13 protein-coding genes are annotated in these 12,836 nt (G+C 64.7%); 5 read left to right on the forward strand and 8 right to left on the reverse strand.

Annotation, left to right across the window (positions count from 1 at the left end):
- Nucleotides 1-50 precede the first annotated feature (50 nt).
- The 3 genes from AC0Z42_RS10865 to AC0Z42_RS10875 are packed head-to-tail and all read left to right on the forward strand — an operon-like array spanning nucleotide 51 to nucleotide 3,030.
- A complete protein-coding gene (locus AC0Z42_RS10865; protein ID WP_485468236.1) occupies nucleotides 51-1,349 on the forward strand; it encodes a CitMHS family transporter in 1,299 nt (432 codons plus the stop codon).
- A 25-nt stretch (nucleotides 1,350-1,374) separates the two neighbouring features.
- Nucleotides 1,375-2,712 (forward strand): acyclic terpene utilization AtuA family protein, encoded by a 1,338-nt coding sequence (locus AC0Z42_RS10870; RefSeq protein WP_485468237.1) that lies wholly within the window; start codon nucleotides 1,375-1,377, stop codon nucleotides 2,710-2,712.
- A 9-nt stretch (nucleotides 2,713-2,721) separates the two neighbouring features.
- Nucleotides 2,722-3,030, forward strand: coding sequence for an AtuA-related protein (locus tag AC0Z42_RS10875; RefSeq protein ID WP_485468465.1), 309 nt, complete (start codon nucleotides 2,722-2,724; stop codon nucleotides 3,028-3,030).
- A 54-nt stretch (nucleotides 3,031-3,084) separates the two neighbouring features.
- Here AC0Z42_RS10875 and AC0Z42_RS10880 read toward each other — a convergent pair whose 3' ends face one another.
- Genes AC0Z42_RS10880 through AC0Z42_RS10895 form a run of 4 tightly spaced genes read right to left on the reverse strand, consistent with a single transcriptional unit; the run spans nucleotide 3,085 to nucleotide 7,778 of the window.
- Complete coding sequence (locus AC0Z42_RS10880; RefSeq protein ID WP_485468238.1) at nucleotides 3,085-4,494, reverse strand: ABC transporter ATP-binding protein; 1,410 nt, start codon at nucleotides 4,492-4,494, stop codon at nucleotides 3,085-3,087.
- Nucleotides 4,487-5,254, reverse strand: a complete 768-nt coding sequence (locus AC0Z42_RS10885) for an ABC transporter permease (protein ID WP_485468239.1) — start codon at nucleotides 5,252-5,254, stop codon at nucleotides 4,487-4,489. The genes AC0Z42_RS10880 and AC0Z42_RS10885 overlap by 8 nt, the downstream gene beginning before the upstream one ends.
- Nucleotides 5,251-6,183 (reverse strand): ABC transporter permease, encoded by a 933-nt coding sequence (locus tag AC0Z42_RS10890; RefSeq protein ID WP_485468240.1) that lies wholly within the window; start codon nucleotides 6,181-6,183, stop codon nucleotides 5,251-5,253. Before AC0Z42_RS10890 ends, AC0Z42_RS10885 begins: the two co-directional genes overlap by 4 nt.
- Nucleotides 6,180-7,778, reverse strand: a complete 1,599-nt coding sequence (locus AC0Z42_RS10895) for an ABC transporter substrate-binding protein (RefSeq protein WP_485468241.1) — start codon at nucleotides 7,776-7,778, stop codon at nucleotides 6,180-6,182. Before AC0Z42_RS10895 ends, AC0Z42_RS10890 begins: the two co-directional genes overlap by 4 nt.
- Before the next feature lie 42 nt (nucleotides 7,779-7,820).
- Here AC0Z42_RS10895 and AC0Z42_RS10900 point away from each other — a divergent pair, with 42 nt between their 5' ends.
- Entirely contained in the window at nucleotides 7,821-8,120 is a 300-nt protein-coding gene (locus AC0Z42_RS10900) for a YciI family protein (RefSeq protein ID WP_485468242.1), read from the forward strand.
- Nucleotides 8,121-8,236: 116 nt separating this feature from the next.
- On the opposite strand, the gene AC0Z42_RS10905 is transcribed toward AC0Z42_RS10900, so the two are convergent.
- The 4 genes from AC0Z42_RS10905 to AC0Z42_RS10920 form a co-directional block, all read right to left on the reverse strand.
- Nucleotides 8,237-9,109: a hypothetical protein gene (locus AC0Z42_RS10905; protein WP_485468243.1), complete on the reverse strand. Its 873-nt coding sequence runs from the start codon at nucleotides 9,107-9,109 to the stop codon at nucleotides 8,237-8,239.
- A gap of 19 nt (nucleotides 9,110-9,128) precedes the next feature.
- Nucleotides 9,129-9,905, reverse strand: coding sequence for a hypothetical protein (locus AC0Z42_RS10910; RefSeq protein ID WP_485468466.1), 777 nt, complete (start codon nucleotides 9,903-9,905; stop codon nucleotides 9,129-9,131).
- A gap of 1 nt (nucleotide 9,906) precedes the next feature.
- Complete coding sequence (locus AC0Z42_RS10915; protein ID WP_436546851.1) at nucleotides 9,907-10,419, reverse strand: hypothetical protein; 513 nt, start codon at nucleotides 10,417-10,419, stop codon at nucleotides 9,907-9,909.
- An 89-nt stretch (nucleotides 10,420-10,508) separates the two neighbouring features.
- Entirely contained in the window at nucleotides 10,509-10,802 is a 294-nt protein-coding gene (locus AC0Z42_RS10920; RefSeq protein ID WP_094445626.1) for a DnaJ domain-containing protein, read from the reverse strand.
- Between the two features lie 161 nt (nucleotides 10,803-10,963).
- Between AC0Z42_RS10920 and AC0Z42_RS10925 the strand changes: the two genes are divergently transcribed.
- On the forward strand, nucleotides 10,964-12,730 hold the full coding sequence (locus AC0Z42_RS10925; RefSeq protein ID WP_485468244.1) for a glutamine--tRNA ligase/YqeY domain fusion protein: 1,767 nt from the start codon (nucleotides 10,964-10,966) through the stop codon (nucleotides 12,728-12,730).
- Nucleotides 12,731-12,836: the final 106 nt, after the last annotated feature.

The following is a 12,836-nucleotide window of genomic DNA, read 5'->3' on the forward strand; positions in this document are numbered from 1 at the left end:
ATGCATCAAACCCCGCATAGACGGGCACCAAAACCTCAGGAGACAAACCCATGCTGGCCCTGCTCGGACTGTGCACCATCGCCATTTTATTGGCCGCCATCCTTACCAAGAAAATGTCGCCGCTGGTGGCATTGATTACCATCCCGATCATCGCCGCCCTGATCGGCGGCTTCGGCATGGAAACCTCAAAATTCATCGTTTCCGGCATCACCAATATTGCGCCGGTGGCCGGCATGTTCGTGTTTGCCATCCTGTTCTTCGGCATCGTCACCGACGCCGGCATGCTCGATCCGGTCATCAGCGCCATCCTGCGCGTGGTGGGCAGCCGCCCCAGCCGCATCGTGCCCGGCACGGCGCTGCTGGCGCTGCTGATCCACCTCGACGGCTCGGGCGCCGTCACCTTCCTCGTTACCATCCCGGCCATGCTGCCGCTGTACACGCGGCTCGGCATCGACCGCCGCATCCTGGCGTGTGTGGCCTCGCTGGCAGCCGGCGTGAACTTTTTGCCGTGGACCGGGCCGATGATACGCGCCTCGGCCGCGCTGCATATTCCGGTCAGCGAGATTTTCATGCCCTTGATTCCGGTCCAGCTGATCGGCCTGGCATTCGTGTTCGGCGTGGCCTACTACCTGGGCCGCAAGGAGGAAGTCCGCCTGGGCCTCACCACCGGCGCACCGGCCGGCTTCGTGCAGATGCATGAGCTGACGGACGACGAACGCGCGATCCGCCGGCCGAAAAACTTCTGGATCAATATCGTGCTGACGGTGATCGTGCTGGGCGTGATGATCAGCGGCAAAGTCGATCCGGTGGTGATGTTCATGATCGGCGTGGTGCTGGCGCTGATGATCAACTACCCGAACGCCGACATGCAGCGCGCCCGTATCGACGCACACGCCAAGGCGGCGCTCTTGATGGCCAGCATATTGTTTGCCGCCGGGGTATTTACCGGCATCATGAACAAGTCCGGCATGCTGTCGGCCATGGCCAAGACGGCGGTCGGCTTCGTGCCGCCCGAAATGGCCTCGCATATCCCGGCCGTGCTGGGCGTGCTGTCGATGCCGCTGTCGATGCTGTTCGACCCCGATTCCTTCTACTTCGGCGTGCTGCCGGTGGTGGCCGAAGTAAGCAAGATGCTGGGCGTGGAACCGGTACAGGTAGCGCAGGCGGCGCTGCTGGGGCAGATGACGACCGGCTTTCCCGTCAGCCCGCTGACACCGGCCACCTTCCTGGTCGCCGGCCTGGCCGGCATCGACCTGGCCGACCACCAGAAATACACCTTCAAATACCTGTTTGCCGCGTCGATCGTGATGACCATCAGCTGCATCGTGCTGGGCATCTTTCCGCTGTAAGCAGCGCCAACTCAAAGGAGCAAGCATGAAAACCATCCGCATCGGCGCCGGCGCCGGCTATTCCGGCGACCGCATCGAGCCGGCCGTGGAACTGGCCGAGCGCGGCGAACTCGATTATCTGATCTTCGAATGCCTGGCCGAGCGCACCATCGCGCTGGCCCAGCAGGCGAAGATGAAGGACCCGCAACAAGGCTACGACCCGCTGCTGGTCGATCGCATGCGCGCCGTGCTGCGCCCGTGCAGCGAGAACAGCGTGCGCATCCTGACCAATATGGGCGCGGCCAATCCACTGGCGGCCGCCGAGACCATCCGCGCCATCGCCCGCGAACTGGGCCTGCCGCACTTGAAAGTGGCGGCGATTACCGGCGACGATGTGCTGGACCTGCTAACCGGCGGCGACTACCTCGACGACACCGGTGTGCCCGTCACCCAGTTGCAGGAGCGGCTGCTGTCGGCCAATGCGTATCTGGGCGCGCAGCCGCTGGTCGACGCGCTTGCGCAAGGCGCCCACGTGATCGTCACGGGCCGGGTGGCCGATCCGGCGCTGGTGCTGGCGCCATTGATCCACGAATTCGGCTGGGCCATGGACGACTGGCACAAGCTGGGCCAGGGCACCCTGGCCGGCCATCTGCTCGAATGCGCGGGCCAGGTCAGCGGCGGCTATTTTGCCGATCCCGGCTACAAGGATGTGGCCAACCTCGCGCGCCTCGGCTTTCCCATTGGCGAAGTAGCCGAGGATGGCAGCGTCGTCATCACCAAGGTAGCCGGTTCCGGCGGCTGCGTGACGGTGGCCACCTGCACCGAACAGCTGCTGTATGAAATCCACGACCCGGCCGCGTACCTGACGCCGGACGTGGTGGCCGATTTTTCAAACGTGGCGATGCAGCAGATTGGCCCCGACCGCGTGGCCATCACGGGCGCCACTGGCCAGCCGAAAAGCGGCTTGCTGAAAGTGACCCTGGGCTACCTGGACAGCCATATCGGCGAGGGCCAGATATCGTATGCCGGCCCCGGCGCCGTGGCGCGCGCGCAGTTGGCGCAAGCCATCGTTGCCGAACGCCTGCAACTGTGCGGCGTGCAGACGCAGGAACTGCGTTTTGACCTGATCGGCATGAACGCCATCCATGGTGCGCAGCTCTCCGGCGAGCACGGCGAACCGTACGAAGTGCGGCTGCGCGTGACGGGCCGCACCGCCAGCTTGCAGGAAGCGGCGCGCATCGGCAATGAAGTTGAAACCTTGTATACCTGCGGGCCATCGGGCGGTGGCGGCGCGACCAAATCGGCACGCGCCGTGGTGGCCGTGCGCGCCACCCTGGTCGACGCCAGCGCGGTACACACCACCATCCATTTCGGGGAGCACTGAATGAGCACCATCACACTGCGCGAACTGGCCCATGCGCGCGCCGGCGACAAAGGCGATATTTCGAACCTGTCGTTGATCGCCTACGACCGCAACGATTACGCACTACTGCTGCGCGAGGTAACGCCCGAGCGCGTGCGCAAGCATTTCGAGGGCGTGGTTCACGGTAGCGTCACCCGCTACGAACTGCCGCAACTGGGCGCGCTGAACTTCGTGCTGCAGCAGGCGCTGGGCGGCGGCGTGACGCGCTCGCTGGCGCTGGACGCGCATGGAAAATGCCTGGGGGCGGCGCTGCTGGGGATGGAGATTAGCATGGTCTGATTTTGTACCATCAACCCCGGCCCTTTTCTGCCGTTGGGTTAAAGAGATTACATCTCACCTATTTTGCAACTCAATCCGTCTCTGCGCCACCGCCCGCGCAATCTCGGCGTCATGCGTCACCAGCAGCACGGCGCAGCCGCTGTCGCCGGCCACTTCCAGCAGCAGGGCCAGGGTCTCCTGCTGGCTGACGGGATCGAGCCGCGAGGTCGGTTCGTCGGCAAAGATCAAAACGGGTTTGAGCAGCAGCACGCGCGCCAGCGCAAAGCGCTGCAGTTCGCCGCCCGACACCTGCGACGGCAGGCGGTCGAGCAACTGGGCGCCGAGCCGCAGGCGCGCCAGCAGCGGCGCCACCGCATCCCAGCGCAAGCCGTGCAGCGCCAGCACATCGGACAGCGCCGTGCGCAAGGTCAGCGTGGGCGCAAACGCGGCGGCCGGGTCCTGGTACAGCTTCTGGAACGCAGTGCGCGGCAGGCCGGCTGCCCGCGTGACCTTACCCGCATCGGGCCGCAATAATCCCAGCAGCAGATTGCCGAACGTGGTCTTGCCGGCGCCGCTCTCGCCGGTAATGGCAAGCACCTCGCCGCGACGCAGATCAACGCTGACGCCGGTGAACAGACACCGCTTGCCGAACAACTTTGCGACCTTGTCGACGCGTGCGACGATCTCGCCTGGCGCGTGTTCGGCCGGGCGCACCGGCCAGCTTGCCGGATCGGCTGCCAGCAGTGCGCGCGTATAAGCATGCGCGGGCTGCGCCAGCAGTTTTTCAGCGCTGCCCTGCTCGATGACAAAGCCGTCCAGCATCACGGCGATCTCGCCACCGAGCGCGCGCGCCAGCCAAACGTCGTGCGTAATGCACAGTAACGCCATGCCCTCGGCTTGCGCGGCACGCAACATGGCAACGATCTCGCCGCGCTTGCCGCTGTCAAGGCCCTTGGTCGGTTCATCGGCGATCAACAGGCGTGCGCCGGCCGCATGGGTGGCCAAAAAGGCCACGCGCTGCGCCATGCCGCCCGAGATCTGGTGCGGATAAAGCCGCGCCGCATCGTTCATTCCCAGCTGCTGCAGATCGCGCAGCGCCGCCTCGCGCGACTGGCCGGCGCTCTTGCCCGCCACCAGTTCATGCGTTTCCGCCACCTGCTGCTGCACCCGCATGGTCGGGTCCAGCGCCAGCCACGGCTCCTGCGGCAGCAGCGCCACTGCGCGGCCCCACAGGCGCTGCCGCGCTGGCTGATCGGCCGCGTCAGACAACTGGCCATCGATGTTGATGGCGCCTTCGGCACGCAGGCCGTGGGCCAGCGTGCCCATGATGGCCTGCGCCAGCAGCGACTTGCCCGAACCGCTTTCGCCGAGCAAAGTCAAGACGCCGCCGGACGCCACGCGCAGGCTCACCCCAGCGACAATCGGCTTGCCGCTGGCGGCGTCAAACACGTGCAGATCCGCCACGTCGAGGAAAAACTCACTCATGGGTGTCGCCGATCAGCATCAGCCCCAGCATGGTTAAAAACAGCAGTGCCACCGGCGCGCCCACCAGCCACGGCGCTTCGCTGTAATACGGCAGCAGTTCAATCATCATCACGCCCAGTTCGGGCGTGGGCGGCTGCAGGCCGACGCCGATAAACCCCAGCGCCGCCATCGCCAGCACGGCGCCGCCAAAGCCGAAACGCATCAGGGTCGCCAGGCGCGGCAACAGCACCGGCGCCAGGTGGCGGCGCACGATATACAGCGGGCCAAAGCCCAGCAAGCGTGACGCTTCGACCTGCGGCCCACCAAGGAGCAGCGCGCTGGCGCTGCGCGTGACGCGAAAATATTCGACCCAAAAGGCCAGCGAAATGCCCACGTACAAAGGCCAGAACTGGCCCGGCGCAAACGCGGCCAGCAGCAGTACCAGCAACAGCCCCGGCAAGGCCAGCACGGCGTCGGCCAGTGCGCTCAGGATGCGATCCAGCCATCCCCCGCGCCAGGCCGCCAGCACGCCCAGCACCGTGCCCGGCACGGCCGCGCTCAAGACGCTCACCACCGCCATCGCCAGGGATAGTTGGGCACCATGGGCCAGGCGTGCCAGCATGCTGCGGCCCAGGTGATCGAGGCCCAGCGGGTGGGCCAGGCTCGGCGTTTCCAGGAAGCGCAAAAGACTTTGGCTGGCCGGGTCGATGCCGACCAGCGCCGGGCCGAAAACGGCAAAGCCGGTGATCGCCAGCAGCAGCACCAGCCCAAAGCGCTTCATGCGCGCCTCGCGCGCGGGTCGAGCGCCGCGCAGGCCAGGTCGACCACGCAGTTGAACAGCACGAACAGCAATCCCAGCACCAGCGCCGTGCCCTGTATCATCGTCACGTCGCGCGCGAAGATGGCGTGCACCAGCGCGTGGCCGATGCCGGGCCAGGCAAAGATGGTTTCCACCAGCACCACGCCTTCGACCAGGTACACCAGTTGCACGGCCGTGTAAGCCACCACCGGCGTGGCGACATTGCGCGCGCCATGGCGCAGCAAGGCGTCGCTGGCACGCAGGCCCTTGCTGAGCGCAAAAGCGTAATAGCCGGACGCGCGCACAGCCGTCATGGCGTCGCGCGCCACCCGCGACGACACCGCCGCCAGGCCCAGCGCCAAGGTCAATGCCGGCAGCAGCAAGCTGCCATGGTCGGCGTGGCCGGCGGCCGGCAGCGATCGCAGCTGCACCGCAAACGCCAGCACCAGCAGCAGCGCCAGCACGAACGGCGGCAAGGCGCGCAGCAACACCGACAGCGCCAGGTTGATGCGGTCAAACCAGCCGCCCGGACGCAAGCCGGCCAGCACGCCCGGCAAGGGCCCCAGCGGCAGCGACAGCAGCACCGCCATCAACGACAGGCGCAGGGTCTGGCCCAGTTGCATGCGGATTTCATCGATGACCGGCTGCGCGGTGACCAGCGACACGCCCAGGTCCAGCCGCAGCAGCCGGCTCCACCAGTCGGCCAGCGCGGCCAGCGGCGCCCGGTCCAGCCCCAGCTCGATGCGCACGGCCTGCGCGGCGGCCGCGTCGACCATCTCGTAGCCATAGCGGCCTGCCGCAATGCGGTAGGCGGTGTCGCCGGGCAGCATGCGCGTCATGAAGAAGCACAAGGTACCCACCAGCAGGGCCACCAATAGTGCTTGTATCAGCGCTTTGAATATCGTTTTCATGCGGCCTTCCAGGTCAATGCTGAAATACGGTAGCTGCGCTCGAACGGGTCAATGCTGGCACCCGCCACGCGGCGCGACACCGCCATGGTCTGGCGGTACCAGACGACGGGAATCACGGGCAGGCCCTGCTGCAGTTCGCGCGCAACGCTGGCGCGCAAGGCGGCCGCTTGCGCGCTGCCGGCCAGCACGCCGCCATTCGACAGCCGTGCCAGCGCGTCCGTCAACGGCGCGCTGTGCCAGCCCATGGCGCCCCAGTCTCCCCCGCCTGTCCCGTAATCGTCGGCCAGGGTGGCGACCGGGTCGGGCAAGCTGCCGAAGTTGCGCGCCACCAGGCCGATTTCCAATGCGCCGCTGCGATGGCCGGCCGGGATATCGCTGGAATTGCCCACCACGACCTTGACGGCGATGCCGACCTGGCGCAGTTCTTCCTGCACCGCGGTGGCGATCAGCGGCAGCTCGGGGCGGTCGACAAAGGTCATCAGGTTGACTTCGAAGCGCCGGCCATTGCGGCGGACGATGCCGTCGGCGCCGGGCAGAAAGCCCGCTTGGCGCAGTAGCGCGCGGGCGGCCGCCTGATCGCTGCGCAACGGAGCCAGTGCCGGTTGGTGCCACAAGGCCATCGCCGGTGGAAACAGCTGGCTCGCGCCCAGGTCATCGTCGCGCAGCAGCGCGCGCGCAATGCCGTTGCGGTCCAGCGCCAGGCTGATGGCGCGGCGCACGCGCACATCGTTCAATAGCGGATGGGCGGCATTCAGTTTCAAAAAAGTGGTGCGCGGCAGGGGCGCCGCCACCAGTTGCACGTTCTTGTCGTTGAGCAGGCGGCGGATGCTGGGCGGGTCGAGCGAAAAGGCCAGGTCGGCCTGGCCGCTTTGGACCATCAGAGTCCGCGTTTCGGCACGCGAGACGCTGATATAGCGCGCGCGGCGCACCGCAGGCGGCGCGCCGCGCCACTGTTCGAAAAACGCCACGTCGAATTGCTGCGGCAGCGAGATGGCGGTGATGGCATACGGGCCGCTGCCAACGATGCGCAGCACGCGGCCGTCCGCGCCATACGACGACGGCGCGAGTATCTGCGTGCCGGAGTGGGTAAATAAAAAGGGCAGCGGCGCATACGGCTGCGCCAGGGTCACCAGAATGGCGCCGCGCGACACCGCCATGGCGCGGATGCGGGCCAGGCGCAACACGCCTGGCGCGGCCAGCGCGCGTTTCAAGGAAGCGAGCACGGTGCCGGCCGTCAGTGGCGAGCCATCGTGAAACAGCCGGCCCTGTTCGATGAAGAAGCGCCATTCCAGGCCATCGTTCGATACTTCCCACTCGCTGGCGACAGCCGGCAGCAGCCGGCCCTGGTCATCGGCGTCAAGCAGGGTCTGCGTCACTTGCATGCGGGTAAACATATAGCCGCCGCGCGACGGTTCCAGCCCCGTCAGCTCCCATGGACCGACCACGGTCAAGGTATCGCGGCTGGCCGGGACGATGGCCGCATGTTCGCTGAGCGGGCCATCGTGCGCGCGTGCCTGCGGCAGCACCAGCGCGGCGCCAGCCGCCAGCAGTCCGGACAAGCGCAGCAGCGCCTTTCGCCTGTCCTGTTCTGTCATAGAATGAAGTCCCTGATAATTGATAAGCACTGGAGCGAACGTATGATCTTTGTTTTTCACCTGACCGACAAGCCCGATAGCGGCCATATTCGCACCAGGGTGCGGCCCGAACACAAGGCCTACCTGGGCCTGCAGGCCGAACGGATGGCCTTTGCGGGCCCCCTGACCAGCGACGACGGCGCGACCATGATCGGCAGCCTGCTGGCCATCGATTTCCCCGACCGCGCCGCCGCTGAAAGCTGGCTGGCCAACGAGCCGTTTACCAAGGCTGGATTGTATGGCGCAGTGAGCATCCACGCTTTTAATAATCTGTGGCCACAAAAAGTGGGGTTTCCGGCGTGATCTGATATACGCCGGTGTCGGCTTACGCTGCGCTAAGCCGACCTACGAGTGCAATATGGCACCTGCGTAGGTCGGATTAGCGGCGGCACGCCGCGTAATCCGACAACAGCGTTGGATTACGAATAATCCGCATCCAGTTCCGACCCCGCATAATTCTCCAGGTCCTCGAACAGGCTTTTCATGCTGGCGCGCGTGAGGATTTTATGCACCACGGTGCAACTGCGGCGGTACGATTCGATGCGCTCCAGCAGCACCGGATGATGCTGCACCGGCACCTTGGCCACCAGCGCCGCCCAGCCTTCTTCGAAGTCCGGCTTGTTCTTGCGCACCGAGCGCACGAAACGCTCGAACTCCTTCTGGCCGGTGCGCGCCATGATGCGCCCGCCGCCTTCGATGGCGAAGATGATGGCCAGCGCGATCACGCCCTCGGCATTCAAATCGCTGTCGCTGACGGGGCCATGATCATGGTGGCGGCGCAGCCAGTTGGCCAGGCGTACCACCGCCTGCACTTCCTTGCGCTGCTGCAGCTGCAGCGCGTATTTTTCGGCACCGGACCAGTTCTGGTTCGGGTCGGCCTGGCAGATGTCGATGAACAGCTCGCGCAGGCGGCGCTGCAGGTAGACCGGATCCTGGTCGTATTCGCCCACCAGTGCGTCTTCGGGCAGCTGCGATAATTCCTTGATCAGGCGAAAACCGACCTGGAACGCGTGTTCGGCGCCATGCTCGACCAGGAAGTCGAGCGCGGCCTGGTCGCTTTCCAGGTGCAGCGCGTTTTCCAGGCCCAGCGAGACGCAGCCCACGGTCAGGTACAAGGCCTTCTGGATGCCATCGGCCGTGCGCTCATTGGTGAACTTCTCGGCCACCATGGCCGTGATGCCCGTCAGTTCGTCGGCCAGGTTCAACGCCACATCCTCGCGTGGGTCGCCCGGCAGCAGCTTGATGGCGCGCACCAGGCGCGGCAGGTTTTCTACAACTATTGCTGGCAGCATCAATAATTCCTCGCTTCGATCAAGAGAAAATACCGGTGCCCAGGCTGCGGCGCGCACCGGCGCGTGGCGCGCTGCGCGTGCTCGGCACTTGCTTGCGCAGGCGGTACAGCAATTCCTTGGTACTGCGCTGCAAAATCGTCGGCTCTTCGTCCGGGTCGTCCGTGTATTCGGCGTCGGCCAGGTCGGCGCTGTGGCGGAAGTCGGGAAACAGTTCGAACAGCGAGCGGTCCCAGCCGTCTTCATTGGCCTGCGCCAGTTCGATCGCCAGCGGCACGACGTCGTTGTCCGACGAAGTCACGCCCGTCACGTATGGGCCCTTGATGACGATCTCGCCCGCCACTTCGAGGATCTCCTTCGGCGCCATCGAGAACAGGATGGCGAACGCGGTGGCGCCCCAGTCGGTGGCCGAGGCTTCCAGCAACAGTTCGCGGCGGCGCTCAAGGTCGTCGGTGGAAAACACCACGCCATGGATATGCGCGAACAGCGACTCGGCGATGCGTTCCGGGTCGTCCTCGATCTGGTCGTCGCTCCAGGTGGCGGCGATAAAGGCCAGGCTGTCGGCCCAGGCCTTTGGCGGCACCAGCAGGGTCGCCAGCGACATCTTGCCGCCGTCGAAACCGGCCAGGTGCAGCGCGGTCACCTGCGGTGGAATCGCGCTCAGCACTTCGACCACGGCCAGGTCGCCGTACTGGTCGGCGGCGTCGGCAAACGCCTGCTCGGCGTGGCCCAGCGAACCGGACAGCACCAGCTCGGTCACCTGTTTCGTCAGCGCGGGAAGATTGCTCTTTTGTTCAATATTATCGGCCATGGTCATCTCCATCCTGGTCAAACATCTGGGCGAAATCGTCGGTTGCCTGGTCGTCGTCATGATCGTCGTCGCCGTCGTCATTGGCGGCCAATTGATCGAGCGACTGGTCGTCGTCGTCCCACAGGCGCGGGTTCTTGTGCAAAAAGGCCGTGATGATGGCCTGGCGCGCCAGGTCCGGGAAGCTCTCTTCGATGGCGGCGTACATCTTGGCCGCTTCCGGTGCGGCGCAGGAAGCCATCGCAAACACGCTGGCGTTGTCGCCGAATTCGTAGTCTTCGCTTTCGGCCAGGAGGCCCTTCGGGTCGCTGAAGGTGATATGGTCGACCAGCGCGAAGGCCAGCATGTTGACGTCTTCGATGCCGCCGCCGCTGGCGTATTCGCCAACCAGCGCGTCGACCATGCTCTTGTAGTTCTTGCGGTTCGGCGGATCGCCCAGGATGCCTTCGATCTGGCCTTCCAGTTCACGCGACTGATAGGCAAATTCGGGGTGTACTCTTCTCATTATGTGCTTTCCAAATATCATGCGCGGCGCTGGTCGATGAAAGCGCCGTTGGTGTTGTTTTCAGGGTATGCGGCCGCGGCCGCGCGGTCTCAGTCGGCTGGCAGCACGGTGCCGTGCAGGCGGAACACGCCGCTCCACAAGGCATAGGCTTCCGCTTCCGGATCGATGATGATGCGGTGGTTGACGCTCTGGTCGTACTCGGCGCGCTTGGCCGGATCGGCCAGGATCTCATACGCCTTGGTCACGCTCTTGAAGCGCGCCTCGGCGCCGGGAGCCTGGTTGCGGTCGGGGTGAAAGCGCATCGCCAGCGAGCGGTAGACCTTCTTGATCTCGTCGTCGCTGGCATTGGGGGCGACACCGAGGACGTTGTATAAATTTTCCATGGCAGGCTCCGGAGGCACGTTTTTTGCAAATTAAAGTACGATTATCCTATAGAACGGCCTGCGCGTCGCTGCCACGCTGCTTTCCGGCTGAAAATTGCCCCGGAAAAAGAAGCGGCGGTACGGTAAAATGCTCTTTACTGTCACTCTTCCAGCATTGATCAATGAGCAACGATAATCCGAATACCGCCGCACCGGCGCTGGCGCCCAATTTTTTGCGTAACATCATCGAAGCCGACCTGTCCGCTGGCGCCCACGTGCGCCCTGGCCTGCCGCAGGTGATCACGCGTTTCCCGCCGGAGCCGAACGGCTACCTGCATGTGGGCCACGCCAAGTCGATCTGCGTCAACTTTGGCCTGGCGCGCGACTACGCCGGCCAGTGCAACCTGCGCTTCGACGACACCAACCCGGCCAAGGAAGAGCAGGAATACGTCGACACCATCATGGACAGCGTGAAATGGCTGGGCTTTGACTGGGAACCGAAAGAAGCCGATGGCCAGAGCCATCTGCACTATGCCAGCGACTATTTCGACCAGCTGTATGCGATGGCCGAATACCTGATCACGGCCGGCTTTGCCTATGTCGACAGCCAGAGCGCCGAAGAGATGGCCGCCAACCGCGGCAACTTTGGCCAGGCCGGCAAGAATTCGCCATTCCGCAACCGCCCTGCCGAGGAATCGCTGGCGCTGTTCCGCGCCATGAAGGCGGGCCAGTTCAAGGATGGCGAACATATCTTGCGCGCAAAAGTGAGCGAAGACGCGATGAGTTCGCCCAACATGAACCTGCGCGACCCGGCCATTTACCGCATCCGCCATGCGCACCACCACCGCACGGGCGACGCCTGGTGCATCTATCCGATGTACGACTACACGCACCCGATCTCGGACGCGCTGGAAAACATCACCCATTCGATCTGCACGCTGGAATTCCAGGATCACCGCCCGTTCTACGACTGGCTGCTGGCGACCCTGTCCGATGGCGGCTTCTTCGCCAGGCCGGTGCCGCACCAGTATGAATTCTCGCGCCTGAACCTGACCTATATCGTCACCAGCAAGCGCAAGCTGCGCCAGCTGGTGGAAGAAAAGATCGTCGACGGCTGGGACGACCCGCGCATGCCGACCCTGGTGGGCATGCGCCGCCGCGGCTACACGCCGGAAGCGATCCAGCTGATGTGCGAACGCACCGGCGTGACCAAGTCCGACGGCTGGATCGACTACAGCGTGCTTGAAGGCTGTTTGCGCGAAGACCTCGATCCGAAGGCGCCGCGCACGGTGGCCGTGCTGCGCCCGTTGAAACTGATCATCGACAACTTCCCTGAAGGCGAAAGCGTGGAATGCACGGCGCCCGTGCACCCGCACTTCCCCGAGCGCGGCCTGCGCACTTTCCCGATCACGCGCGAGCTGTGGATCGAGGAAGACGACTTCATGGAAGTGCCGAACAAGGGTTACTTCCGCCTGTATCCGCCGAGCGCCGACAAGCCGGGCAGCCGGGTGCGCCTGCGCTACGGTTACGTCATCGAGTGCACCGGCTACGACAAGGACGAAAACGGCAAGGTCATCGCGGTCCATTGCAATTACTTCGAGGACAGCAAATCGGGCACCGAAGGCAGCTCCACCTACAAGGTCAAGGGCAATATGCACTGGGTCAGCGCGCCGACGGCGATTGCCGCCGAAGTACGTTTGTACGACCGCCTGTTTACCGATCCGCAGCCGGACGCGGGTGGCAAGGACTTCAAGCTGGCGCTGAATCCGCTGGCCAAGGAAGTGGTGCAGGCGTGGCTGGAACCGGGCGCGGAACTGGCGCTGCCGGAACAGCGCTTCCAGTTCGAGCGCCATGGCTACTTCGCCGCCGACCGGGTCGACAGCCAGCCCGGCAAACCGGTGTTCAACCGCATCGTCACCCTGAAAGACAGCTGGCAGGCAACGAAGTAAGCTGCCGCTTGCACAACAAAAAACCGCTACGGCGGTTTTTTTTGTTTTGATCGCAGTTTATTTGATCAAAAATATTGCATTTGACTATCACGCGAGAATTTTTGTA

The organism is Janthinobacterium sp. 1L-D-8-B-C4 (assembly GCF_057291295.1).

Bases quoted from the DNA above. Each gene is read 5' to 3' on its own strand.
- AC0Z42_RS10895 (WP_485468241.1), bottom strand. From the start codon at position 7,778: ATGACAGAACAGGACAGGCGAAAGGCGCTGCTGCGCTTGTCCGGACTG.
- AC0Z42_RS10865 (WP_485468236.1), top strand. From the start codon at position 51: ATGCTGGCCCTGCTCGGACTGTGCACCATCGCCATTTTATTGGCCGCC.
- AC0Z42_RS10890 (WP_485468240.1), bottom strand. From the start codon at position 6,183: ATGAAAACGATATTCAAAGCGCTGATACAAGCACTATTGGTGGCCCTG.
- AC0Z42_RS10915 (WP_436546851.1), bottom strand. From the start codon at position 10,419: ATGAGAAGAGTACACCCCGAATTTGCCTATCAGTCGCGTGAACTGGAA.
- AC0Z42_RS10920 (WP_094445626.1), bottom strand. From the start codon at position 10,802: ATGGAAAATTTATACAACGTCCTCGGTGTCGCCCCCAATGCCAGCGAC.
- AC0Z42_RS10925 (WP_485468244.1), top strand. From the start codon at position 10,964: ATGAGCAACGATAATCCGAATACCGCCGCACCGGCGCTGGCGCCCAAT.
- AC0Z42_RS10880 (WP_485468238.1), bottom strand. From the start codon at position 4,494: ATGAGTGAGTTTTTCCTCGACGTGGCGGATCTGCACGTGTTTGACGCC.
- AC0Z42_RS10870 (WP_485468237.1), top strand. From the start codon at position 1,375: ATGAAAACCATCCGCATCGGCGCCGGCGCCGGCTATTCCGGCGACCGC.
- AC0Z42_RS10905 (WP_485468243.1), bottom strand. From the start codon at position 9,109: ATGCTGCCAGCAATAGTTGTAGAAAACCTGCCGCGCCTGGTGCGCGCC.
- AC0Z42_RS10900 (WP_485468242.1), top strand. From the start codon at position 7,821: ATGATCTTTGTTTTTCACCTGACCGACAAGCCCGATAGCGGCCATATT.
- AC0Z42_RS10885 (WP_485468239.1), bottom strand. From the start codon at position 5,254: ATGAAGCGCTTTGGGCTGGTGCTGCTGCTGGCGATCACCGGCTTTGCC.